Source organism: Pseudomonas sp. W22_MBD1_FP4 (genome assembly GCF_052113765.1).
Classification (GTDB): Bacteria; Pseudomonadota; Gammaproteobacteria; order Pseudomonadales; family Pseudomonadaceae; genus Aquipseudomonas; species Aquipseudomonas sivasensis.
In genome coordinates, this window is record NZ_JBGQOI010000016.1 from 123,252 (window position 1) to 144,892 (window position 21,641).

The 21,641-nt window shown below is 60.7% G+C and carries 21 protein-coding genes; 18 read left to right on the forward strand and 3 right to left on the reverse strand.

Features of this window, described 5'->3' with window-relative positions; translation table 11 throughout:
- Positions 1-36: 36 nt before the first annotated feature.
- Entirely contained in the window at positions 37-816 is a 780-nt protein-coding gene (locus tag ACEN2T_RS20565; RefSeq protein WP_442117436.1) for a FadR/GntR family transcriptional regulator, read from the forward strand.
- Here the strand turns inward: ACEN2T_RS20565 and ACEN2T_RS20570 are convergent.
- Together ACEN2T_RS20570 and ACEN2T_RS20575 are read right to left on the reverse strand one after the other, a co-directional pair.
- Entirely contained in the window at positions 756-1,589 is an 834-nt protein-coding gene (locus ACEN2T_RS20570; RefSeq protein ID WP_095186447.1) for an NAD-dependent epimerase/dehydratase family protein, read from the reverse strand. The genes ACEN2T_RS20565 and ACEN2T_RS20570 overlap by 61 nt on opposite strands.
- Before the next feature lie 86 nt (positions 1,590-1,675).
- Positions 1,676-2,401 (reverse strand): oligogalacturonate-specific porin KdgM family protein, encoded by a 726-nt coding sequence (locus ACEN2T_RS20575; protein ID WP_032885482.1) that lies wholly within the window; start codon positions 2,399-2,401, stop codon positions 1,676-1,678.
- 359 nt (positions 2,402-2,760) lie between these two features.
- Between ACEN2T_RS20575 and ACEN2T_RS20580 the strand changes: the two genes are divergently transcribed.
- From ACEN2T_RS20580 to ACEN2T_RS20660, 17 genes are all read left to right on the forward strand, one after another.
- The gene (locus tag ACEN2T_RS20580; protein ID WP_095186416.1) at positions 2,761-3,915 is read left to right on the forward strand and encodes a mandelate racemase family protein; all 1,155 of its coding nucleotides are present in this window, start codon (positions 2,761-2,763) and stop codon (positions 3,913-3,915) included.
- Between the two features lie 72 nt (positions 3,916-3,987).
- A complete protein-coding gene (locus ACEN2T_RS20585) occupies positions 3,988-5,598 on the forward strand; it encodes an ABC transporter substrate-binding protein (RefSeq protein ID WP_442117437.1) in 1,611 nt (536 codons plus the stop codon).
- A gap of 45 nt (positions 5,599-5,643) precedes the next feature.
- Positions 5,644-6,657, forward strand: coding sequence for an ABC transporter permease (locus tag ACEN2T_RS20590; RefSeq protein WP_371260689.1), 1,014 nt, complete (start codon positions 5,644-5,646; stop codon positions 6,655-6,657).
- Between the two features lie 45 nt (positions 6,658-6,702).
- Positions 6,703-8,307, forward strand: coding sequence for an ABC transporter substrate-binding protein (locus ACEN2T_RS20595; RefSeq protein WP_095186417.1), 1,605 nt, complete (start codon positions 6,703-6,705; stop codon positions 8,305-8,307).
- 32 nt (positions 8,308-8,339) lie between these two features.
- Entirely contained in the window at positions 8,340-9,257 is a 918-nt protein-coding gene (locus tag ACEN2T_RS20600; RefSeq protein WP_122764069.1) for an ABC transporter permease, read from the forward strand.
- 15 nt (positions 9,258-9,272) lie between these two features.
- Positions 9,273-10,112, forward strand: coding sequence for an ABC transporter ATP-binding protein (locus ACEN2T_RS20605; protein WP_032885474.1), 840 nt, complete (start codon positions 9,273-9,275; stop codon positions 10,110-10,112).
- Between the two features lie 11 nt (positions 10,113-10,123).
- Entirely contained in the window at positions 10,124-10,900 is a 777-nt protein-coding gene (locus tag ACEN2T_RS20610) for an ABC transporter ATP-binding protein (RefSeq protein ID WP_032885473.1), read from the forward strand.
- Positions 10,901-11,089: 189 nt separating this feature from the next.
- Positions 11,090-12,001, forward strand: a complete 912-nt coding sequence (gene kdgD / locus ACEN2T_RS20615; protein ID WP_032885472.1) for a 5-dehydro-4-deoxyglucarate dehydratase — start codon at positions 11,090-11,092, stop codon at positions 11,999-12,001.
- A gap of 60 nt (positions 12,002-12,061) precedes the next feature.
- Positions 12,062-12,430, forward strand: a complete 369-nt coding sequence (locus ACEN2T_RS20620) for a 5-carboxymethyl-2-hydroxymuconate Delta-isomerase (RefSeq protein WP_442117438.1) — start codon at positions 12,062-12,064, stop codon at positions 12,428-12,430.
- A gap of 38 nt (positions 12,431-12,468) precedes the next feature.
- Complete coding sequence (locus ACEN2T_RS20625; RefSeq protein ID WP_442117439.1) at positions 12,469-14,268, forward strand: glycosyl hydrolase family 28 protein; 1,800 nt, start codon at positions 12,469-12,471, stop codon at positions 14,266-14,268.
- A 392-nt stretch (positions 14,269-14,660) separates the two neighbouring features.
- Positions 14,661-14,948, forward strand: coding sequence for a hypothetical protein (locus ACEN2T_RS20630; RefSeq protein WP_375803678.1), 288 nt, complete (start codon positions 14,661-14,663; stop codon positions 14,946-14,948).
- Positions 14,949-15,076: 128 nt separating this feature from the next.
- A complete protein-coding gene (gene pstS / locus ACEN2T_RS20635) occupies positions 15,077-16,105 on the forward strand; it encodes a phosphate ABC transporter substrate-binding protein PstS (protein ID WP_032885469.1) in 1,029 nt (342 codons plus the stop codon).
- A 74-nt stretch (positions 16,106-16,179) separates the two neighbouring features.
- Complete coding sequence (pstC, locus tag ACEN2T_RS20640; RefSeq protein ID WP_032885468.1) at positions 16,180-17,145, forward strand: phosphate ABC transporter permease subunit PstC; 966 nt, start codon at positions 16,180-16,182, stop codon at positions 17,143-17,145.
- On the forward strand, positions 17,145-18,056 hold the full coding sequence (gene pstA, locus ACEN2T_RS20645; protein ID WP_032885467.1) for a phosphate ABC transporter permease PstA: 912 nt from the start codon (positions 17,145-17,147) through the stop codon (positions 18,054-18,056). The genes pstC and pstA overlap by 1 nt, the downstream gene beginning before the upstream one ends.
- Before the next feature lie 76 nt (positions 18,057-18,132).
- A complete protein-coding gene (gene pstB / locus ACEN2T_RS20650; protein ID WP_050442813.1) occupies positions 18,133-18,894 on the forward strand; it encodes a phosphate ABC transporter ATP-binding protein PstB in 762 nt (253 codons plus the stop codon).
- Between the two features lie 53 nt (positions 18,895-18,947).
- Positions 18,948-19,646, forward strand: coding sequence for a hypothetical protein (locus ACEN2T_RS20655; protein WP_122681340.1), 699 nt, complete (start codon positions 18,948-18,950; stop codon positions 19,644-19,646).
- Entirely contained in the window at positions 19,646-20,269 is a 624-nt protein-coding gene (locus ACEN2T_RS20660; RefSeq protein ID WP_442117440.1) for a hypothetical protein, read from the forward strand. The genes ACEN2T_RS20655 and ACEN2T_RS20660 overlap by 1 nt, the downstream gene beginning before the upstream one ends.
- A 21-nt stretch (positions 20,270-20,290) precedes the next feature.
- Here ACEN2T_RS20660 and ACEN2T_RS20665 read toward each other — a convergent pair whose 3' ends face one another.
- Complete coding sequence (locus tag ACEN2T_RS20665) at positions 20,291-21,631, reverse strand: c-type cytochrome (protein WP_442117441.1); 1,341 nt, start codon at positions 21,629-21,631, stop codon at positions 20,291-20,293.
- Positions 21,632-21,641 lie beyond the last annotated feature (10 nt).

Consider the following 21,641-nt stretch of genomic DNA (forward strand, 5'->3'; position numbering starts at 1 on the left):
TGGGCATTCATTCGCCAACCGAGATACCTGTTCTTGATGGACAACCCGAACGTCCAGCCCACCGTTCGCCGCCGGCACCGCAGTCTGGCTGAAGAATTGGTCACCGAGCTTTCCCGGCGCATTTGCAGCGGGGAGCTCCCGCGAGCAACCAAGCTGCCTACCGAATCTGAAGTGATGGCCGAGCACGGTGTGAGTCGCACCGTGGTGCGCGAGGCCATTTCGCGTCTGCAAGCGTCTGGCCTGGTGGAAACGCGGCACGGTGTCGGCACGTTTGTGAAGGATATTCCCAGCCCCAGCGGATTTCGGATTGACCCTGACACCATCGTCACCTTGCAGGACGTGCTGGCAGTGCTGGAGTTGCGCATCTGTCTGGAAGTAGAAGCTGCCGGTCTGGCCTGCCTGGGTCGCACCGACCAGCAATTGCAGGTGATGCGCGACTCGCTGGACGCGCTGAATTCGCGGGCGGTGAGTGCCGACTACGCGGTATCGGCGGACTTCCAGTTTCACCAGCAGATCGCGCTGGCCACCGGCAATCGCTACTTCACCGACATCATGTTGCACCTGGGGGTCAACATCCTGCCGCGTACGCGCCTGCACTCAAAACGCTTGGCCAACGCCAACAAGGAACCTTACCTGGAGCGCCTGAGCCGCGAGCACGAGGATATCTACAAAGCCATCCTGCGCCGTGACGCAGACGCCGCTCGCGCCGCGATGCGCCTGCACTTGTCCAACAGTCGCGAGCGTATGCGCCAGGCCTATGAAGCCGCCGCCGCTGAATTGTCGAACGGCCCCGCTGCGGTGAACGCGCCGCCCTGAAGTCGGCCACCGGGCTCATCCGCCGACGGTTGCGGTTGCTGCTCGACCTTGGCGCGAAAGGGTTCCGAGCTGTCCTGCGGCGCAAAGCCCAGGTGCTCGGCGTGCCGATTGCTCCACCAGCGCTCCTTATTGTCCGAAACGCCATACACCACACTGTGCCCCACATCCTTGGCCAGCAGGGCGCGGGCCACCAGGTGATCGAGGTCCGCGTAACTCAGCCAGGTGTGCAGCATCCGCCGGTTGCGCGGTTCGGGGAACGACGAGCCGATGCGCAAGCTCACGGTTTCAATCCCGTATCGATGAAAGTAGAACGCCGCCAGGTCTTCGCCGTACGCCTTGGAAAGCGCGTAGTAACCATCCGGGCGGCGCTGTGCGTGCACATCCAGTTCAACGTCTTGAGGGTAAAAACCGGTGACGTGATTGGAGCTGGCGAACACAACCCGTTTGACGCCCTGTTGTCGCGCCGCCTCGTAAATGTGGAAGGTGCCGCGAATATTGGCGTCGAGAATTTCTTCGAACGGCCGCTCCACTGAAATCCCGCCCAAATGCACGATCGCGTCAACGCCATCGACCAGCGCCGCCACGGCAGCCTTGTCGGCCAGGTTGCACTGGATCACTTCGTCGTGTTCACCCGCGCTGGGCGCCATCGCACTGATGTCCGAGGCGCGCACGATGTGGGCATGGGCCTGCAAGGTTTCCCGCAGGATCTGCCCCAGGCCGCCGGCGGCGCCGGTGAGCAAAATGCGGGTGAAGGGTTTGGGTTGTGTGGTCATGGTCAGGTCTTCCATTGAGCGCTGAATGCAAAGCGATTGCCTGGCGAGCGATGCGCGTTCGCCAGGCAAGTCGCGGGGAGGGGGCTTTACATGAAGTTGTATTGAACGCCCAAGCGCCACCGCGCCTGACGGTCTTCTGAGGTGGAGTTGACCTTCACGTCACCAATCTCCATGAACGGGGCCCATTCCTTGGTGAGCTTGTATTTGACGATCAGGTTCTGTTCGTAATCGCTCTTCTTGTTGTCGTAGCGGATGTAGTCAGTCTTGAAATAGATGAACTGATATTCGTACGCCCACTTACTGGCCGGTGTGTAGCCGAGCCAGCCCTCGAAACGATGGGTGGTCTGGTCATCCTTGATGTGATCGGGCAAATCCTCGTTGACCTGATCGCGGTCCAGCTTCTTGGTGTCCAGGCGATAGCGCGTGGCGGCGTAGAAGGCGTCGTTGATCTTGTAGTTGTACTTGAGGCCCAGCTTGTAGGTGGTCGAGTCCTTCGAGCTGTCCATCTGGAACGCGGGGGTCAACGTCGATTGCGGGCTGAGCTTGTAGTTGTAGCTGACGGTGAACTCATGCCCGTTGTTGACCATGTTGTCGTACGCGACATCTTCACGGTCCCCGGCTGTGCGGTATTTCATCTCCGCTTCAAATCCCAGGCCACTGTCCAGACGGTAGTTGAGCTTGATTCGATCAGCGTGGGCGCTGTCTTCCTCGGTGAACTGGTGGCGGTAGTTGATGCTGGCAGAGTCAGCGCTGACGTAGAGCGGCAGGCTGAAGGTCAGGGCAGTAACGAGCGTGCGTAGGGTGGTGTTCATACGGTCTTCTTTTTTGTTTTTGTTAGGGTCGTTTGACGGTTGCTACGGCAATACGTTGTTGCGTGTGGCTCTCATCTAAGGTGCCGATATACGTTATCGTACGACAAGATGACTCGTCTACCGCCCATCGATCGTTTTGAAACACTTTGAAACATATGTCCCCGTCGAATAGGGCTTTACAGCAATCTTCGTTATTCCTTAGTTGTCTTTAAAAATAGGGGTTTTACGGCGTTTCACGTGAAAAGCAGTGAATGGCGGGGCAGGTTATTGGGTCTTTTCAAGTGTTGTACGATGACCTATGATCGGTCGCAACAGACGACATTCCTGTCTCAAATCCAATAAGAAGGCTTAAGACGTCCATGAGAATCACAGCAGTCAACGTCCAGGTATTTTCCTACCCGACCCGCCGCGCAGTGGACAGCGCCGGCCATGCTCACCCCGGTGATGTCACCCAGGCGCAGATGGCTTTGCTGCGCATCCAGACTGAAGACGGCCAGGAGGGTTTTGCATTCGGCGCCCCTGAATTGATCCGCCCTTATGTGTTGGATGGGTTCGTGCGCAAAGTGCTGGTGGGGCAGAACGCCTTTGATCGCGAAAAGATCTGGCAAGACCTCGCCCATTGGCAGCGTGGCAGCGCCAGCCAACTGACCGACCGCGCCTTGGCCTTGGTTGAGCAGGCTCTGTGGGATTGGGCAGGACGCAAACTCGGCGTGCCAGTGCACAAGTTGATCGGTGGTTTCCGCGACAAGGTGCCGGCCTACGGCTCGACCATGTGTGGCGACGAACTGCCCGGCGGCCTCGCAACCCCCGAAGACTACGGCCGCTTTGCCGAGACCCTGGTGCAGCGTGGCTACAAGGCAATCAAGCTGCACACCTGGATGCCGCCGGTGTCCTTCGCGCCAAGCCCGCGCATCGACGTCAAGGCTTGCGCTGCTGTGCGTGAGGCGGTGGGCCCGGACATCGCGTTGATGCTCGACGGTTACCACTGGTACAGCCGCACCGAGGCGCTGTACATCGGTCGCGAGCTGGAGAAACTCGACTTCGCCTGGTTTGAAGAACCGATGATGGAAGAGTCAGCCGAGTCCTATGCCTGGCTCGCGGGGCAGCTGGATATTCCGGTGCTCGGCCCGGAAACCCTGTCCGGCAAACACCTCGCCCGCGCCAGTTGGGTCAAGCACGATGTGTGCGATATCTTGCGTGCCGGTGTCGCGGGCGTCGGTGGTATTGCGCCGTGCCTGAAGGTCGCGCACCTGGCCGAATCGTTTGGCATGGACTGCGAAATTCACGGCAACGGCGCCGCTAACCTGGCGGTGGTCGGTGCGATCAAGAACTGCACCTGGTACGAGCGTGGCCTGCTCCACCCGTACCTGGATTACGACGAAGTACCGGCCTACCTCAATCGCTTGGTGGACCCGATGGACAACGACGGTTTTGTGCACCTGTCCGACTTGCCGGGCCTGGGCGAAGACATCGATTTCAACTACATCGAGACCAATACGCTTAAAAGCTTCTGACGTTTACACGGTCAGTCCGGCATGCGTCGGGCTGATCAAGAGCCCTATAAATATAAAAAAGGCACTCTTGTTATGAGCATTTTCCCTTCGCTGTGGGCGCGGGTGTTCGTCGCCGCGCTGGCCGTTACCGCCGTACCGGCAAGCTTTGCCAAAACGCCGGCCGATCAACTGATCGTCGGCATGAGCATGATCAACCTGTTGTCCCTCGACCCAGCTGCCGCCACGGGTCTGGATGTGTCGGAAATCAACGCCAACCTGTATGACATGTTGCTGGTGCAGGACGTCGCCCAACCAGACCGACTGGTGCCAGCGCTGGCCGAGCGCTGGCAGGTCAGTGAGGACCGCAAGACCCTGACCTTTAACCTGCGCACCGGGGTGAAGTTCCAGTCCGGCAATGACTTGAGCGCCGAAGACGTTGCCTGGTCGCTGCACCGGGTGCTCAAACTTAACCTCGCACTCGCTTCCACCTGGAAGGCCTACGGCTTCACCGCCGAAAACGTCGAGCGCTACATGCGCGCCACGGACCCCACCACCTTCGTGATCGAACTGCCAAGGCCGACCGATCCGCTGCTGGTGCTCAACACCCTGGCGACCTCGCCCAGTGCGTTCATCCTCGACCGCAAAAAAGTCCTCGAACACCAGAAGGGCAGCGACATGGGCGCCGCCTGGCTGGTGACTCACGCGGCCGGCAGTGGCGCATTCGTGCTCAATGACTGGCGTGCCAACGACGTGATCCTGATGACGCGCTTCGATGGTTACTGGGGCGGCCCGGCCAAGCTCAAGCGCATCGTGATGCGCAACATGACCGAGTCGCAGTCATTGCGACTGATGATCGAGCGCGGTGACCTGGATATCGCCAAAGGCATGTCCGCGCCGGACATCGAAGCCCTGCAGAAAAGCGAAAAAGTACGCACCCAGACCCTGCAACGCGGCACCTTGTATTACGTGGCCCTGAGTGTGAAGCAGCCAATGTTCGCCGACGCCCGTGTGCGCAAGGCCGTGCGCTCGCTGATCGATTACCAGGGCATCAACCAGACGGTCATGCCCCATTACGGCGTGCTCAACCAGCGGCCGCTGCCATTGGGCCTGGCCGCGCGCCTGCCGGACCCTGGCTACAAGCTCAACGTCGAGCAGGCCAAAGCCTTACTGGCTGAAGCCGGTTACCCGAACGGCTTCAAGACCACCATCCGCGTGCTGGCCGAACCGCCGTTTATCAACATCGCCTCCAACCTGCAATCGACCCTGGCCCAGGCCGGCATCGAAGCCAGCATCATCACCGGCACTGGTAACCAGATCTACGGCGCCATGCGCGAGCGCACGTTCGACATCATCGTCGGTCGCGGCGGTGGCGGGGCGGAGCGGCATCCCCATTCCAGCCTGCGCACCCTGGTGTACAACCCGGATAACCGCGATGAAGCCAAGCTCACCAACTTCCAGGGCTGGCGCACATCGTTCTACAGCCCTGAGTTGAACCAGTTGATTGAGAGCGCGGAAGTCGAGCCGGATGCCGGTAAGCAACTGACTCAGTACCGCGAGATTCAGGAGCAGGTCGATCAACAGGTCGGAGCCATTTTGCCGGTCTCGCAGATGACCGACACCGTGGTGGTGTACACCGACGTGGCCGACTTCCAGGGCCATACCGCTGCGACCACGCGCTACAAAGACGTCTACAAAAAGCGCTGATCGATTTACCAGGAGCTCACTATGTTTGTTATGACTGCCTCTGTCATGGGCGCTCGCGCTTCCAATACCCTGCGGCGCGCCAGCACCGTGTTGGTGACGTTGCTCGGCCTGTTGGCGCTGACCTTTATCATCGGCCGGGTCATGCCGCTTGACCCCGTGCTGGCGGTAGTCGGGCCGGATGCCGACAGCTCCACCTACGACCAGGTGTACCGGTCGATGGGCCTGGACAAGCCGATCTGGACCCAATTCGGCCTTTACCTCAATGACCTGCTCCACGGTGATTTCGGCAACGCGTTGCTGACGGGTCACCCGGTGCTGGATGACATCCTGCGCGTGTTCCCGGCGACCATCGAACTGGCCACTCTGGCGATTCTGTTCGGCGTGTTGATCGGCTTGCCGCTGGGCGTGTGTGCGGCGAGCAACCAAGGGCGGCTCGGCGATCATGTGGCGCGGGTAATCACCTTGTTCGGTTACTCCACGCCGATTTTCTGGCTAGGCATGATGGGCCTGCTCGTGTTCTACGCCTGGCTCGGCTGGGCGGGCGGCGCGGGGCGCATCGACCTGGCCTACGACGGCATGGTGCCCGAAGTCACCGGCCTGTTGCTGATCGACACATCGCTCGCCCGCGACTGGGAAGCCTTCGCCAGCGCCCTGCGGCATATCGTGTTGCCGGCGCTGATTTTGGGCCTGAACTCGGTGGCGTACATCAGCCGCATGACCCGCAGCTTCATGCTGGAGCAGTTGTCCCAGGAGTACATCATCACTGCGCGGGTCAAGGGTTTGTCCCGTCGCCAAGTGGTGTGGGGGCATGCGTTTCGCAACATCCTCGTGCAGTTGCTCACCGTCGTTGCACTGGCCTATGGCTCGCTGCTGGAAGGCGCAGTGCTGATCGAAACCGTATTCGCCTGGCCGGGGTTCGGCCAATACCTCACCAGCAGCCTGATGCTTGGCGACATGAATGCGGTGATGGGCTGCGTGCTGGTGATCGGCTTGATTTTTGTCGCGCTCAACCTGATCAGCGATGCCTTGTACAAGGTGTTTGATCCGCGCACCCGTTAATGCGTCGCGCAGTACCGATAAAACTATAAGAAGAAGGAATTTTTCATGACATTTTCGAAACTGCACCTTGGCCTGCTGACCGCTGTGCTCGCGCTTGGCCCGATGACCCTGGCCAACGCCAAGACCCCGGCCGATCAACTGATCGTCGGCATGAGCATGGTCAACCTGTTTTCCATCGACCCGGCCAACGCGCCCGGCCTGGATGCGTCCGGCGTCAACGCCAATCTTTACGACACACTGATCAAGCGTGACCAGGGTAACCCGGAAAAACACCTGCCACAGTTGGCCGAACGTTGGGACATCAGCGAGGACGGCAAGCAGGTAACGTTTCATCTGCGCCAGGACGTGAAGTTCCATTCGGGCAACCCGCTGACCGCCGAAGACGTGGCGTGGTCGCTGTACCGCGTGATGAAGCTCAACTTCGGCCTGGCCACCACCTGGAAGGCCTACGGCTACAGCGTTGAGAATATCCAATCGCTGATCCGCGCCACGGACGCTCACACCCTGGTCATCGACCTGCCGCAGACCATGGACCCGCTGCTGCTGGTGGACTCTCTGGCGATCTCCCCGAGCGCTGTGGTAGTGGACCGCAAGACCGCCCTGGCCCATGAAAAAAACGGCGACCTCGGCGCCGGTTGGTTGGTGACGAACGAGGCGGGCAGTGGCCCCTTCGTGCTGACCAAATGGAGCGCCAACGATTCCCTGTTGCTGACCCGTTTCGACGGCTACTGGGGCGGCGCGGCGAAGCTTAAGCGCGTGGTGGTGCGGCACATGACCGAATCCCAGTCCCTGCGCCTGATGCTCGAACGCGGTGACCTCGACCTGGCCTACGGCATGGCCGCGCCGGACATTCGCGCCATCGACGGCTCGGACAAGATCCAAGTGCAGTCGCTGCCGCGCGGCACCATGTACTACGTCGCCATGAGTATGAAACAACCGGAATTCGCCAAGCCCAAGGTGCGTGAAGCGGTGCGCAACCTGATCGACTACAAGGGCCTGGACCAACAAGTGATGCCGTATTACGGAACGCTCAACCAGCAGCCGATGCAACTGGGTCTGGAAGCACGCCTGCCGGATCCGGGCTATCACATGGACGTGGCCAAGGCGAAAGCCCTGCTGACTGAGGCGGGTTACCCCGAGGGGTTCAACACCACCATCCGCACGCTGTCGGAACCGCCGTTCATTGATATCGCTGCGCGCCTGCAAGCGACCCTGGCCGAAGGCGGGATCAAGGCCAGCATCGTCACCGGCACGGGTAACCAGGTGTACGGCGCGATGCGCGCGCGCAATTTCGAGATCATCGTGGCCAGGGGCGCCGAGCGTTACCCGCACCCGTATTTCAGCCTGCGCACCTTTGCCTACAACCCCAACAACAGCGACGACGCCGGCCTACCGAACTTCCAGGGCTGGCGCGCCTCGTTCTTCAGCCCGCAGATCAACACCCTGATCGACCAGGCCGGCGTGACGCGTGATTCGGCGCAGCGGGTCAGCCTGTATCACCAGGCGCAAACCCTCTACGACCAGCAAGTGGGGCCGATCCTGATGATTTCGCAGATGACCGACACCGTGGTCAGCGCTGCCGACGTCAAGGGCTTCACCGGTGACGATGCCGAGGCCACCCGCTACCTGGGTGTCTACAAGCAGCGTTGAGTGCTTCCAGAATTCACACAGAGAAGATGCTTATGAATGCCAATCTGTCTTCCATCGAATCGGCGACGAAGCGCCCGGTGGACCGCTCGCCAGGCTCCAGCTTTGATGCCTTTTGCAAGAGTGGCCTGCGCGTGCTGCGTCACCTGCTGCGTAACCCTATGACCCTGGCGGGCCTGCTGGTGGCGCTGCTGTTGGTGGTGGTCGCGGCCTTTGCACCGTGGATCGCTACCCATGATCCGGTGGTGCAGAACCTCGCCGGCGCGTTGCAGGCACCGGGTTCGGCGCATTGGTTCGGCACCGATGAATATGGCCGGGATATTTTCAGCCGGCTGGTCTACGGCTCGCGGATCACGCTGTACATCATCGCCCTGGTCACAGTGATCGTCGGGCCTATCGGGCTGTTTATCGGCACCGTGTCGGGCTACTTCGGCGGTGCGGTCGATACCGTGTTCATGCGCCTGACCGATATCTTCATCTCCTTCCCCAGCCTGGTCCTGGCACTGGCGTTTATCGCGGCCCTCGGCCCTGGCCTGGAGCACGCGGTGGTGGCGATTGCATTGACCTCCTGGCCGCCGATTGCGCGGCTGGCGCGGGCCGAAACCTTGTCCCTGCGCAACGCTGATTTCGTCGTCGCAGTGGAGCTGCAAGGCGCGTCGCCGGCGCGGATTATCCTGCGCCATATCGTGCCGATGTGCCTGTCCTCGGTGATCATCCGCCTGACCATGAATATGGCCGGGATCATCCTCACCGCTGCCGCTTTGGGCTTTCTCGGCCTGGGTGCCCAGGCGCCGCTGCCGGAGTGGGGCGCCATGATTTCGACCGGCCGCCGCTACATGCTCGAATGCTGGTGGCTGGTGGCGGTTCCAGGGGCAGCGATCATGCTGGTCAGCCTGGCCTTCAACCTGCTGGGCGATGGCCTGCGGGACATCCTTGATCCGCGCAGCGAATAATCGGAGGAACACCTGATGTCCGCCATCAAACTGAATGTCGAAGGGCTTAATGTGCGCTTCGTCAGTGGCCAGAAAGAAACCCACGCCGTGCGCGATGTGTCCTTTACCTTGGGCCGGGAAAAACTCGCGATTGTCGGTGAGTCCGGCTCCGGCAAGTCCACCGTGGGTCGCAGCCTGCTGAAGCTGCATCCGCCCAGCGCCAAAATCACCGCCAAGGCCATGGCGTTTGGCGAGGTCGACCTGTTGTCGGCCAGTGAAAAAGCCATGCAGAAGATCCGCGGCCAGCGCATCTCGATGATCATGCAAGACCCCAAGTACTCGCTGAACCCGGTGGTCAAGGTCGGCGATCAGATCGCCGAAGCCTACCTGGCCCACCACAAGGCCAGCCGCAGCGATGCGCGAGAGCGCGTGTTGCAAATGCTGGAGCAGGTGCATATCCGCGACCCGCAGCGCGTCTATAACCTGTATCCCCATGAAGTCTCCGGCGGCATGGGGCAGCGCATCATGATCGCGATGATGGTGATCACCCGTCCGGAAGTGATCATCGCCGACGAGCCCACCTCGGCGCTGGATGTCTCGGTGCGCCAGCAAGTGCTCAACGTGCTGGAAGAGTTGGTGGACCAGCAGCAGATGGGGCTGATCTTCGTCAGTCACGACCTCAACCTGGTGCGCAACTACTGCGACCGCGTGCTGGTGATGTACGCCGGGCGCGTCGTCGAATCCCTGGCCGCCTGCGACCTGCAGTACGCCGAACATCCCTACACCCGTGGCCTGCTAGCCGCGCTGCCGAGCATGGACAACCGCCGCGTGCACTTGCCGGTGCTCAAGCGCGATCCTCTCTGGCTGACTCAATAAGGAACCTGACCATGCCCATGATCCAAGCGCACGCCTTGAACCTGAGCTTCGGCACAGGCGCTGCCATCAACCAAGTGCTGCACGATGTGAGCCTGAGTGTCGCCGACGGTGAATCGTTCGGTCTGGTGGGGGAGTCCGGCTCGGGCAAGACCACCGTGCTGCGCTGCCTGGCCGGGCAATACCGGCATTGGAGCGGCGAGCTGAGCATTGCCGGCGCGCCGCTGCAGCACAAGATTCCCAAGGAGCATTTTCGCAAAGTGCAGATGGTCTTCCAGGACCCCTACGGCTCCCTGCATCCCCGGCACACCATCGACACCGCGTTGCGCGAGCCGCTGATTATCCATGGGGTAGGGGACAAGGACGACCGCATCAACGAGATCCTGCTCAAGGTCGGTCTGAACGACAGTTTTCGCTTTCGCTATCCGCACCAGCTCTCCGGCGGCCAGCGCCAGCGTGTGGCGATCGCGCGCGCTTTGATTCTGGAGCCGCGGGTACTGCTGCTGGATGAGCCGACCTCGGCGCTGGATGTCTCGGTCCAGGCCGAGATCCTCAACCTGCTGGCGGACCTGCGCCAGCGCGAGAAACTCACCTACCTACTGGTCACCCATGACCTGGGTGTAGTCACTCACTTGTGCGATCGGGTGGCGGTGATGCAGCACGGCAAGATCGTCGAGTTGCTCGACTGCCAGGCCCTGAGCCAGGATCAAGCGGCGCACGATTACACGCGCATGCTGGTGCAGGCCAGCCGCGACTTCAGTCAGGAGTCTGAGCGGCGGCGTGTGGGATAAACGCTTAGTCATCGTACAACATGGCTTTTCTCGATTGATGTGATTTTTCAGATAAGTGTCTATTTCATTGGGTTAAATGGCAATTTTCTCAAGATAGGCACTTATAGGGTAGCTTTACTATTTTTGTAGTTGTACGATGACTTACCTCTTAAGGTATTCCATCCAAATTTCGAACAAAGGTTTGTGAACATGACGCCACAAGAACTAAAAACAGTCCTGTCTTCCGGCTTGCTCTCCTTCCCGGTTACCGACTTTGATGCCGCTGGCGACTTCCGCGCCGACACCTACGCACGCCGCCTGGAATGGCTGGCACCTTACGGCGCCAGTGCGCTGTTCGCGGCAGGGGGTACCGGGGAGTTCTTCTCTCTGGAGCCCAAGGAATACACGCAGATCATCAAGACCGCCGTGGACACTTGCAAAGGCCAGGTGCCGATCCTCGCCGGTGCCGGTGGCCCTACGCGCCAAGCGATTGCCTACGCCCAAGAAGCTGAGCGCCTGGGCGCTGCCGGCATCTTGCTGATGCCTCATTACCTCACCGAAGCCAGCCAGAAAGGGTTGGTGGCCCATGTTGAGCAGGTGTGCAACTCGGTGGATTTCGGTGTGGTGGTGTACAACCGCAACCTGTGCCGCCTCAACGCCGACAGCCTGGAACAACTGGCCGAACGCTGCCCGAACCTGATTGGTTTCAAGGACGGCATTGGTGAAGTCGAATCCATGGTCAGCATCCGCCGTCGTCTGGGCGACCGCCTGACCTACCTCGGTGGTCTGCCGACTGCCGAAGTCTATGCCGCCGCCTACAAAGCCCTCGGCGTGCCGGTTTACTCCTCGGCGGTGTTCAACTTCATCCCGAAAACCGCGATGGACTTCTACCGCGCCGTGGCCGCCGACGACCACGCCACCGTAGGCCGTTTGATCGATGATTTCTTTCTGCCGTACCTGGCGATTCGTAACCGCTGTGAAGGCTATGGCGTGAGCATCGTCAAGGCCGGTGCTCGCCTGGTTGGCCACGACGCCGGCCCGGTACGCGCGCCACTGACCGATCTGCTGCCCGATGAAGTGGAGCAACTGGCGGTGCTGATCAAGTCCCTCGGCGCTCAATAAAACGTTGGTCGGCGGCGCCCTGATGGCGCCGCTGTCCGGTCTGCCTGCAAGGAGTCCACCATGCCCCATTGCATCATCGACTGCCCCGCGACCCTGGCCCAACGCGTCGGCGAACAACGTCTGCTCGCCACCGTGCATGACGCCCTCGACGGGTTCGGCGTGTTCAAGCCCGGCGACATTAAAGTGCGCCTCAACGGCTTCACCCATTATCGCTGCGGCACCACTCAAGACGACTTCGTGCACGTGGCCCTGTATCTGTTCGCCGGGCGCACGGCCGAACAACAACGCAGCCTCGCCTCGGCGACACTCGCCGCCCTGGTTGAACTGCTGCCACAGGTCGAAGCACTGTCCATGGACGTGCGCGAAATGCCCCGCGAAAGATTCATCAACCGCAGCCAATACCTCGAAGAGTCCGGGCGACCGATGTAGCCCTCAACGTTAATACCGGCAAAAACAAGGAGAACAACATGCCGTATCAACCCTCGCAAAAATCCTCAGCGCGTTGCGCACTGGCCCTCATCGCCCTGGGTTGCAGCTCGCTGTCCTGGGCGCTGCAGGCACCGTCGAAAGTGCAAGTCCCGACCCTGGCTTATGACGACCAGCACATCATCCTGGTCTGGGAAAAACCCGCTGATCATGCCGGCATCAAGGATTACCGGGTGTACGCCAACGGCACCTTGCTGGGCAGTGCCAACGCCAACAACGATCAGGTGTCACCGGCCAAGCCCTACATCGACCAGTTCTACCGGCAGGACACGGCCAATTTCCACCATCGCATCGGCATTCACAGCTACACCGCCCAGGGCCTGAAGCCCGACACGGCCTACCGTTTCACCGTGCGTTCGGTGGATGGCAACGGCAAGGAGTCGGCAGACAGTGCCCCCGTGCAGCAACGCACCACCAAGGTCGCGGCCCTGTTTGACGTGAAAAAGTACGGCGCCAAGGGCGATGGCAATCAACTCGATACCCTGGCCATCCAGAGCGCCATTGATGCCTGCACCCCGGGCTGTAAAGTCCTGCTGCCCAAAGGCACCTACAAAAGCGGTGCGCTCTACCTCAAGAGCAACATGACCCTGGAGATCGCCGAAGGGGCGACCCTGCTCGGCTCAGAGCGCGCCGAAGATTACCCGTTGGCTGGTTACATCCAATACCCGTATTCCACCACCGTACGCCCGGCCTCGCTGATCAACGCGTTGCCCCGCGATCCGCGCCAGCATCAGTCATTTGAAAACATCCGCATCGTCGGTAAGGGAACCCTCGACGGCAATGGCTGGAAGCGCAACGCCGATGTCGTCGATGAGCGTGGCCAGGCACTGCCGTTTTACCTGCCCAGCGACAACACCCGCTATGCCCAGGACGGCCTGCTTGCCAAGGCCCAGGTGGAGCAAGCCGTCGCTCGCGGCATGAATGTGAAGGACGCGTATGGGCAAATGCGCTCCTCGCTGATCACCCTGCGTAACGTCAAGAACGTGTTCTACGGCGGCTTCACCGTGGTGAACCCGGCGTTCCACGGCATCATGAACCTGGAGACCGAAAACGTGGTGCTGGCCAACACCACCCACAAGACCTACGACGCCAACAACGGCGACGGCATCGAATTCGCCAACAGTAAGGGCGCGATGGTCTTCAACAACTTCTTTGACACCGGCGACGACTGCGTCAACTTCGCCGCCGGCACTGGTGCGAATGCCGTGCACCAGCCGCCCCAGGAAGATGCGTGGATTTTCAACAACTACTTCCGCAAGGGCCACGGCATGGTGGTGGCCGGCAGTCATACCGGTGCGTGGATCCAGAACATCCTGGCTGAAGACAACGTCTCCGACGGCACTGATGCCGGGTTGCGTATGAAGAGCACCAACTTCATGGGCGGGGGCGCGCGCAACGTTATCTTCCGGGATTCGGCGATTCGCAACACGGTCAAGCAGGCGTTCATCTTCACCCTCGACTACAACGACCCGAACGCCAAACTCGATTATCAGCGCTCCACGATTGCCGGGCAGTTCAGGGACATCCGCGTGACTGACGTCAGTGTGGAAAATGCCCAGGGCGCGGCGATCGAGGTCAAGGGCGATGCCGCGCACAATGCCTATCATCAGGGGTTGGTGTTCGAGCGTGTGCGCTTCAGCGGCGCGGCCAAGGCGCGTATTGATGGGCTGAAAGATTCACGCTTCGAGCGTGTGGTGTTCAGTCAGACCGGTGGGGGCAATCCGTGGCAGGTGAGTGGTAGCCACGGGCTGGTGTTCAAGGACGTGGTGCCGACGCCCTAAGCGTAAGTAGCAACGTGGTTAACGGGGCGACTCCAGATCAAAAGCAAGAGCTCGGCGGCCTTGGCGCCGACCGGGTTCTTAAACTGAACTCCGTCCAAATGTGGGAGGGGGCTTGCCCCCGATGGCAGTGTGTCAGTCACCGATGATTAGCTGACACTCACTCATCGGGGGCAAGCCCCCTCCCACATTTTGATTTCCGTAGATCAGATAGACCTCGCTTTGCTCAGGCTTTGGCGCGCGGGAGACGAAGAACGAAGCTCGGCTGCATGCATGAGAAAGCTGCGTTAATCGCCAGCGGCTGTGCTCAAAGATTGATAGCATTGGGCCACTTATTTCGAGTATTCCTAATGTCTCCTGGCCTTATCCGCGTACTTGTCCTGGGCTTTATTTTGATGCTGTCGAGCCTGTCCGTCCTGGCGGCCAATACGCCGTGTTCAGGTCGTAAAGGAGGTATCGCTGGTTGTGATGGGGATGTATTCCTGTGCAACGACGGCTCCATAAGCGCTTCTAAAAAAAGCTGCACCGCCTACACGGGCAACCGCCTGGCACGCCCCGCCGTGCAGCCGCTGCAAGGTCGCTCGCAGAGTTGCAGCTGCGGTAGCGGTGCGTACTGTACCGGGCCACGGGGCGGGGTGTTTTGCCTTACGCCTTCCGGGCAGAAAAGTTACCGGCGCCACTAAACAACAGCGAAATGCGTAGCTGTGGCGCAAAAGGGGGACAAAATAGCGGCTTGCCATTCAATTTTCATAAAAGCGTAACAATGCTGATGCAGAGTTCCGGGAGCCCGTAATCACAAGGATTTCCCTGAATGAAACGTCTGATGAAGTCTGCTGCACTCGCCGTTGCGGTTTCTCTAAGTGCCACCTCGGTATTTGCCGCCGAAAACGTCCGTCTGACAGGTTCTGGCGCCAGTTTCCCAGCGCCGATCTATCTCACCTGGTTCAAGGATTTCAGCAAGAAGACCGATGGCGTCACGGTTGACTACCAATCCAAGGGGAGCGGGGCGGGTGTTCAGGACTTCCTGAACAAAACCGTGGACTTCGCCGCCAGTGACTCGGCCATGAAAGATGAAGACATTGCCAAGGTCGCCGAAGGCGTGCAGTTGCTGCCGATGACCGCGGGCGAAATCGTGCTGGCGTTCAACCTGCCAGGCAATCCTAAAGAGCTGAAGTTGCCACGCGATGTGTACTCCAACATCTTCCTGGGCAAGATCACCAAGTGGAACGATCCGCAGATCGTCGCTGCCAACCCTGGCTTGAAACTGCCGGATATGCCGATCACCGTGGTCGTGCGTGCAGACTCCAGCGGTACCACTGCCGTCTTCACCAAGCACTTGGCGGCCATCAACCCACAGTTCCAGAAGGACTTGGGTGAAGGCAACACCGTCAACTGGCCTTCCAGCGACAAATTCATCAAATCGCCGAAGAACGATGGCGTGACCGCCACCGTACGCCAGACCCCAGGCGCGATTGGCTACATCGAATACGGCTTCGCCAAATTGGCCAAGGTTGACTTTGCCCAGCTGCAAAACAAGGCCGGCAAGTACGTGGTTCCTAACGCCGAAAGCGGTGCCGAAGCACTGGCTGCGGTGAAGATGCCGGAAAGCCTGGTGGCCTGGCTGCCGGACCCGGACGGTGCCAAGTCCTACCCGATCACCTCCTACACCTGGATGATCTTCCGCAAAGACAACGGCAACCCGGCCAAGGCCAAGGCCATGCGTGAAATGGTCGAATACAGCCTGACCGAAGGCCAGAAAATCGCTGACTCGATGGGCTATATCCCACTGCCGCCATCGGTAGTCGATCAGGTTCGCAAAGCATCCGCCAACATCCAGTAACGCCCGTGAGGCCTCTCTCGGCGGGTGCTGTCAGCCTTGCCGGGAGAGTTACCCCCCTGTTCCGGAATTAGCCAATGAACACACCTTTTGTCGTACCGGGTAACCCGGACTCTGCCTGCCAGCCACCTTCTACGAAGGACTTCCTGGTTGATCGCACCTTCCGTGCGCTTGCGCGGATAGGTGTGGTTCTGGTGCTGGCGTTGGTGTTTGCCCTGGTGTTTGAAGTCGGGCGCAAGGCCCTTCCAGGCATGGAAAAGCACGGTTTTGACGTGATTTTCGGAAGCGTCTGGGACGTTAACCAAGGCAAGTACGGCATTCTGCCGGCCATCTGGGGCACGCTTTACAGTGCCTTCATCGCGTTACTGATCGCAGGTGTTTTCGGCGTCAGCATGGCGATTTTCCTTACCCAAGATTTTTTGCCGGCGAAGCTGGCGGCGGTGTTTCGCACTATCGTCGAACTGCTCGCGGCCATTCCTAGCGTCGTTTATGGCCTGTGGGGCATTTACGTGGTGATTCCGGCGATCCGGCCTTTGACCGCTTGGTTGAACACCGAACTCGGCTGGATCCCTTTTTTCGGCACCTCCTTGAGCGGTCCGGGGCTGCTCCCGGCCGCGCTGGTGTTGGCGATCATGATTCTGCCGACCATCGCTGCCGTGTCCCAGGACGCCCTCACCGCCGTGCCGATGAAAACCAAGCAAGCGGCCTACGGTATGGGCACCACTCACTGGGAAGCGATTCTCAAGGTGATGGTGCCGTCCGCCGCTACCGGCATCTTCGGTTCCCTGGTGCTGGGCCTGGGCCGCGCACTCGGTGAAACCATGGCCCTGGCCATGCTGGTGGGCAATGCCAACAACATCTCTCTGTCGCTGTTCGCACCGGCCAATACCCTGGCGGCCTTGCTGGCGCTGAACTTCCCGGAAGCCGGGCCGAACGAGATCGAGGTGCTGATGTACGCCGCACTGGTGCTGATGTTGATCACGCTGATCGTCAATATCTTCGGCTCCATGATCATGATGTACGCCCAACGGGGTAATAAGTGATGACTGATCTCACTGCTGCAACCGACCTGACGTCCCCCGCCGGTGCAATGCCCAGCCTGCAGCGCCGGTTCGAAGGCCGCGCCCTGCGCAGCCTGGTATTGACCACCCTGGTCTGGACAGGCGCGCTACTGGCCAGTGTGCCGCTGATTTCCGTGCTCTACATGCTGATCATGCGTGGCGGCGCGCGCCTGAGCCTTGAAGTGTTCACCGAGCTGCCGCCGACTGGTTTCGAGACCGGCGGTGGTTTCGGCAACGCGATGGCCGGTACCTTCGTGATGGTCGGCATCGCCGCTGCCATCGCCGTGCCGGTCGGCATCATGGCGGCGATCTTCCTCGCCGAACTGGGCCCAGACAGCAAGCTGGCGAACGCCGCGCGTTTTGCCGCGAAGATGCTCACCGGCCTGCCTTCCATCCTGGCCGGTGTATTCGCCTACGCCTTGGTAGTCATGACCACCGGCACCTACTCGGCTCCGGCCGGTGGTGTGGCACTGGCGGTACTGATGCTGCCGATCGTGGTCCTGACTGCTGAAGAATCGATGCGCATGGTGCCCAAGATCATGAAGGACGCCGCCTACGGCATGGGCTGCACCCGCTCCCAAGTGATCTGGAAAATCGTCCTGCCCACCGGCCTGCCGGCAATCCTCACCGGCGTGATGCTTGCCGTGGCTCGCGCCGCAGGCGAAACCGCGCCGCTGTTGTTTACCGCACTGTTCAGCAACTACTGGATCTACCACGACGGCAGCCTGGCGGTGATGAACCCGACGGCCTCGCTGGCCGTGCTGATTTACAACTTCTCCGGCATGCCCTTCGACAACCAGCTTGAACTCGCCTGGGCGGCGTCGCTGGTACTGGTAATGATCGTGCTGGTCGTGAATATCGTGAGCCGTATTTTCGGCAAGCCAAAGTATTGAAAACGGGAGCATCTGAATCTTGAACGTCTCAACTGCGCAAATAGCCGCTCCGTTTGTCACCCAGGCGCCTGTGGTCATGGACTGCAAGCTGGATAAGATCTTCTACGGCAACTTCCTGGCCGTACGTGACAGCCATGTGCCGATCGAAAAGAACAAGATCACTGGCTTCATCGGTCCTTCCGGCTGCGGCAAAAGTACCGTGTTGCGTAGCCTCAACCGCATGAACGACCTGGTCAAAGGTTTCCGCTTTGAGGGCCACGTGCACTTCCTCGGGCAGGACGTCTACGGCAAGGGCGTGGATCCAGTGGTCGTGCGCCGCTATATCGGCATGGTGTTCCAGCAGCCGAACCCGTTCTCGATGAGCATCTTTGACAACGTCGCTTTCGGCCTGCGCCTGAACCGCTACAAAGGCGACCTGGGTGACCGCGTCAAACACGCCCTGCAAGGTGCGGCGTTGTGGGATGAGGTCAAGGACAAACTCAAGGTCAGCGGCCTGTCGCTGTCTGGTGGTCAGCAGCAACGCCTGTGTATCGCCCGTGCCATCGCCACCGAGCCAGAAGTGCTGTTGCTCGATGAGCCCTGCTCGGCACTCGACCCGATTGCCACGCGCCGTGTCGAGGAGTTGATGGTTGAGCTGAAGAAGGACTACACCATTGCCCTGGTGACCCACAACATGCAGCAAGCCATTCGTGTGGCTGACACCACGGCGTTTTTCTCGGTGGATATTTCCCAAGGCACGCGTACCGGCTATCTGGTTGAGATGGGCCCTACGGAGCAGATTTTCCAGAACCCGCGCGAGCAAATGACCGGTGACTACATCACCGGTAAGTTCAGCTGAACCCTGCGCGAGCTCGGACGCTCGCGCATTTTCACCTGTTTATAGGAATGCCAATGCCAGCAACACGACGCCTTGATTTGCCCGCGATTGAACGTGCACTGCGTGAGGTACAGCAGCGCTTTGCCGAGCTCAGTCGGGACTTTACCGAGCCGCGCGATCCGTTGACTGACGAAGTGCTGCATAACGTGCTTGAAGGCTATGCGCTGATTGACGACTACGTGGCGCGGGGCGTCGACCTGTTTGACCTTCAGCAACTGAACCTGATGCTGGAGATCAACGCCACCGTACTCTGTGGCAGCGACCCGACCCGCCGACTGGAATACGCCCAGCACCTGGCGGCGACCGAAGAACACTTCTTCAACAACGTCGAGGGCGGCATCAAGGACTTGTACAACTGGTACTGCGCGTACCGCAGTGAATCGGTCTGGAAGCGTGCAGCCGGGGTGTATGTACGCATCCTCAGCAAGCCGCAGTTGTTCATCGAAGGCAACAACCGCAGCGGCTCGCTGATTGTCAGCTATTTGCTGATGCGTGCAGGATTGCCGCCGTTCGTGCTGTCGCTGGAGAACGCCGAAGGCTACTTCAACCCCTCATCAGTCATCCGCAACTCAGCCAAACATGGCGTCAAGGCGTTGTACGAATTGCCCAAGATCAAGAAAAAATACGCAGCCTTCCTCGAACAACAGGCACCGGATCCAATGAAGTTTTTTCTTAAAGACCAGGCCGTGCCCGTCGCCCAAGGGGGCCATTGATGAGCGATTCTCTCCTGTTCGCCAGGGCAGGGCAGGCCCTCCAGCGCCTTCTCCCGATGCAACTGCTTAAGCGCCCGCGCATCCGCATTTCGTTCGACATAGACGACACCCTGGCCTGCCAGCTCCACCACTGCGACGTCGAGCCGAGCCGGCTGCCGGCCTGCGTGCACCGTTGGCTGGGTGAACCGCTGCGAATCGGCACGCGCTCCCTGACCCGCGAACTCCGCCGCCAGGGCTGCAGCATCTGGGTCTATACCTCGTCCGGTCGCACGCCGTCCTATATCCGACGGTGGCTGATGCTGTACGGCATCCGTGTCGACGGCGTGGTCAACAGCGTGCTGCATAACCAGGCACTGACGGCGCACGGGCTGTCGAATTCACCGTCGAAATTCCCACCGGCCTTCGACATCGACCTGCATGTGGATGACTCCGAAGGTGTGCGCATTGAAGGCCATGACCACGGTTTTCGCGTGGTGGTGGTGGACCCTCAGGACGAGCACTGGGCGCAGCGGGTGTTGGAGGCCGTCGCGCAGGTTCAGGCGCAACTCGCCCGTCAGCAACCCCTCAGGCACGCACCAACAACACAGAGCGCGCGCAGGTTTTTTCTGCCTGAGGCGCTCTGAAAATCCTTGGGTTGGCCCGCCTCAACGCATATGCAAAATAATCGGACTGCTGCTCGCAGGGTCCGTATGCCCACGCAGTTTACCCACTGCCTTGGCGTCCACCGCGCCCCCCTGATTACCCCAAGTACCGCGCACATACGTCAGCACGTCGGCGATTTCCTGATCAGACAACTGTTCACGAAACGCCGGCATGCGATACGCATCCGGCACGCCAGCGGCGACCACGCGTTGTGCGCCATTGAGGGTGATGTTGATCGCTGACGCCGTCTCCTTGACCAGCGCCGAGGTGGCGCCGGCCAGGGGCGGCATCCACTCGGGCTGGCCTTTGCCATCAGCGCCGTGGCACGAGGCGCACCGGGTTGCGTAGGTGTGGGCGCCGGGTGCGTCCGGGCGCGCGTCGGCGGTCACGTACTGCCAGGGCGTGCCGTCGCGCTGCGGGTCGCCGGGCAGCGACTTGAGGTAGCGGGCGATGGCCGCCAGGTCGTCGTCGGCCATGAACTGGGTGGAGTTGTTGAACGCTTCGGTCATCGAGCCGTAGACCACCGCGTGCTGGTTGCGGCCGGTCTTGAGGAACTGCACGATCTCAGGCTCGCTCCAGCGGCCCAAGCCGCTGTTGGGGTCCTGGCGCAAGCTGGGTGCGTACCAGCCATCGAGCAGGGCGCCAGCGAGAAACGGCTTGCCGGAGTCATCCAGGGCCTTTTCGTTGAAGGCCAGACCACGCGGCGTGTGACAACTGCCGCAATGGCCAGGCCCTTGGACGATGTAGGCGCCGCGATTCCACAGCGCGTCCTGGTTGGGGTTGGCGGCGTAGGTGGCTGTGGGTGCGAACAGGCCGTTCCACAGTGCGATGGGCCAGCGCATGTTCAGCGGCCAGGGAATATCGCTGGGGATATTCGGCTGGTTGGCCGGTTGCACGCCTTTCATGAAAAACGCGTACATCGCCTGTATATCGTCGTCGCTGAGCTTGGCATACGACGGGTAGGGCATGGCCGGGTACAACCGTCGGCCGCCCGGTGCCACGCCGTGGCGTACCGCTCGGTCGAAGTCGGCGAGGCTGTAAGTGCCGATCCCGTGGGTAGGGTCCGGGGTGATGTTGGTGGCGTGAATTGCACCCAGCGGCGTGGCCATTTCCAGGCCACCGGCGAACGGTGCCTTGTCGGGCAGGCTGTGGCAGGCCACGCAGTCGCTGAGGCGGGCGACGTACTCGCCGCGACTGACCAGGGCCGGGTCGAAACTGGCGGCCTGTGCCGGTTCAAACGGTGTGGCCGGTTGGCGGGTGACATACCAGGCCATCAGGCCGGCGGCGATGACGCAGGGCAGCGCGAGCCAGCCTACGGTTCTTGCGAATCGACGGTTGTTCATGGGCGGTCTC

What these genes read in the sequence shown, in the direction of transcription:
- pstS (WP_032885469.1), top strand. Translation starts at nt 15,077, where the DNA reads ATGAAACGTCTGATGAAGTCTGCTGCACTCGCCGTTGCGGTTTCTCTA.
- ACEN2T_RS20575 (WP_032885482.1), bottom strand. Translation starts at nt 2,401, where the DNA reads ATGAACACCACCCTACGCACGCTCGTTACTGCCCTGACCTTCAGCCTG.
- ACEN2T_RS20620 (WP_442117438.1), top strand. Translation starts at nt 12,062, where the DNA reads ATGCCCCATTGCATCATCGACTGCCCCGCGACCCTGGCCCAACGCGTC.
- ACEN2T_RS20585 (WP_442117437.1), top strand. Translation starts at nt 3,988, where the DNA reads ATGAGCATTTTCCCTTCGCTGTGGGCGCGGGTGTTCGTCGCCGCGCTG.
- ACEN2T_RS20570 (WP_095186447.1), bottom strand. Translation starts at nt 1,589, where the DNA reads ATGACCACACAACCCAAACCCTTCACCCGCATTTTGCTCACCGGCGCC.
- pstA (WP_032885467.1), top strand. Translation starts at nt 17,145, where the DNA reads ATGACTGATCTCACTGCTGCAACCGACCTGACGTCCCCCGCCGGTGCA.
- pstB (WP_050442813.1), top strand. Translation starts at nt 18,133, where the DNA reads ATGGACTGCAAGCTGGATAAGATCTTCTACGGCAACTTCCTGGCCGTA.
- ACEN2T_RS20605 (WP_032885474.1), top strand. Translation starts at nt 9,273, where the DNA reads ATGTCCGCCATCAAACTGAATGTCGAAGGGCTTAATGTGCGCTTCGTC.
- pstC (WP_032885468.1), top strand. Translation starts at nt 16,180, where the DNA reads ATGAACACACCTTTTGTCGTACCGGGTAACCCGGACTCTGCCTGCCAG.
- ACEN2T_RS20625 (WP_442117439.1), top strand. Translation starts at nt 12,469, where the DNA reads ATGCCGTATCAACCCTCGCAAAAATCCTCAGCGCGTTGCGCACTGGCC.
- ACEN2T_RS20565 (WP_442117436.1), top strand. Translation starts at nt 37, where the DNA reads ATGGACAACCCGAACGTCCAGCCCACCGTTCGCCGCCGGCACCGCAGT.
- ACEN2T_RS20660 (WP_442117440.1), top strand. Translation starts at nt 19,646, where the DNA reads ATGAGCGATTCTCTCCTGTTCGCCAGGGCAGGGCAGGCCCTCCAGCGC.
- ACEN2T_RS20630 (WP_375803678.1), top strand. Translation starts at nt 14,661, where the DNA reads ATGCTGTCGAGCCTGTCCGTCCTGGCGGCCAATACGCCGTGTTCAGGT.
- ACEN2T_RS20580 (WP_095186416.1), top strand. Translation starts at nt 2,761, where the DNA reads ATGAGAATCACAGCAGTCAACGTCCAGGTATTTTCCTACCCGACCCGC.
- ACEN2T_RS20655 (WP_122681340.1), top strand. Translation starts at nt 18,948, where the DNA reads ATGCCAGCAACACGACGCCTTGATTTGCCCGCGATTGAACGTGCACTG.
- kdgD (WP_032885472.1), top strand. Translation starts at nt 11,090, where the DNA reads ATGACGCCACAAGAACTAAAAACAGTCCTGTCTTCCGGCTTGCTCTCC.
- ACEN2T_RS20595 (WP_095186417.1), top strand. Translation starts at nt 6,703, where the DNA reads ATGACATTTTCGAAACTGCACCTTGGCCTGCTGACCGCTGTGCTCGCG.
- ACEN2T_RS20590 (WP_371260689.1), top strand. Translation starts at nt 5,644, where the DNA reads ATGGGCGCTCGCGCTTCCAATACCCTGCGGCGCGCCAGCACCGTGTTG.
- ACEN2T_RS20665 (WP_442117441.1), bottom strand. Translation starts at nt 21,631, where the DNA reads ATGAACAACCGTCGATTCGCAAGAACCGTAGGCTGGCTCGCGCTGCCC.
- ACEN2T_RS20600 (WP_122764069.1), top strand. Translation starts at nt 8,340, where the DNA reads ATGAATGCCAATCTGTCTTCCATCGAATCGGCGACGAAGCGCCCGGTG.
- ACEN2T_RS20610 (WP_032885473.1), top strand. Translation starts at nt 10,124, where the DNA reads ATGCCCATGATCCAAGCGCACGCCTTGAACCTGAGCTTCGGCACAGGC.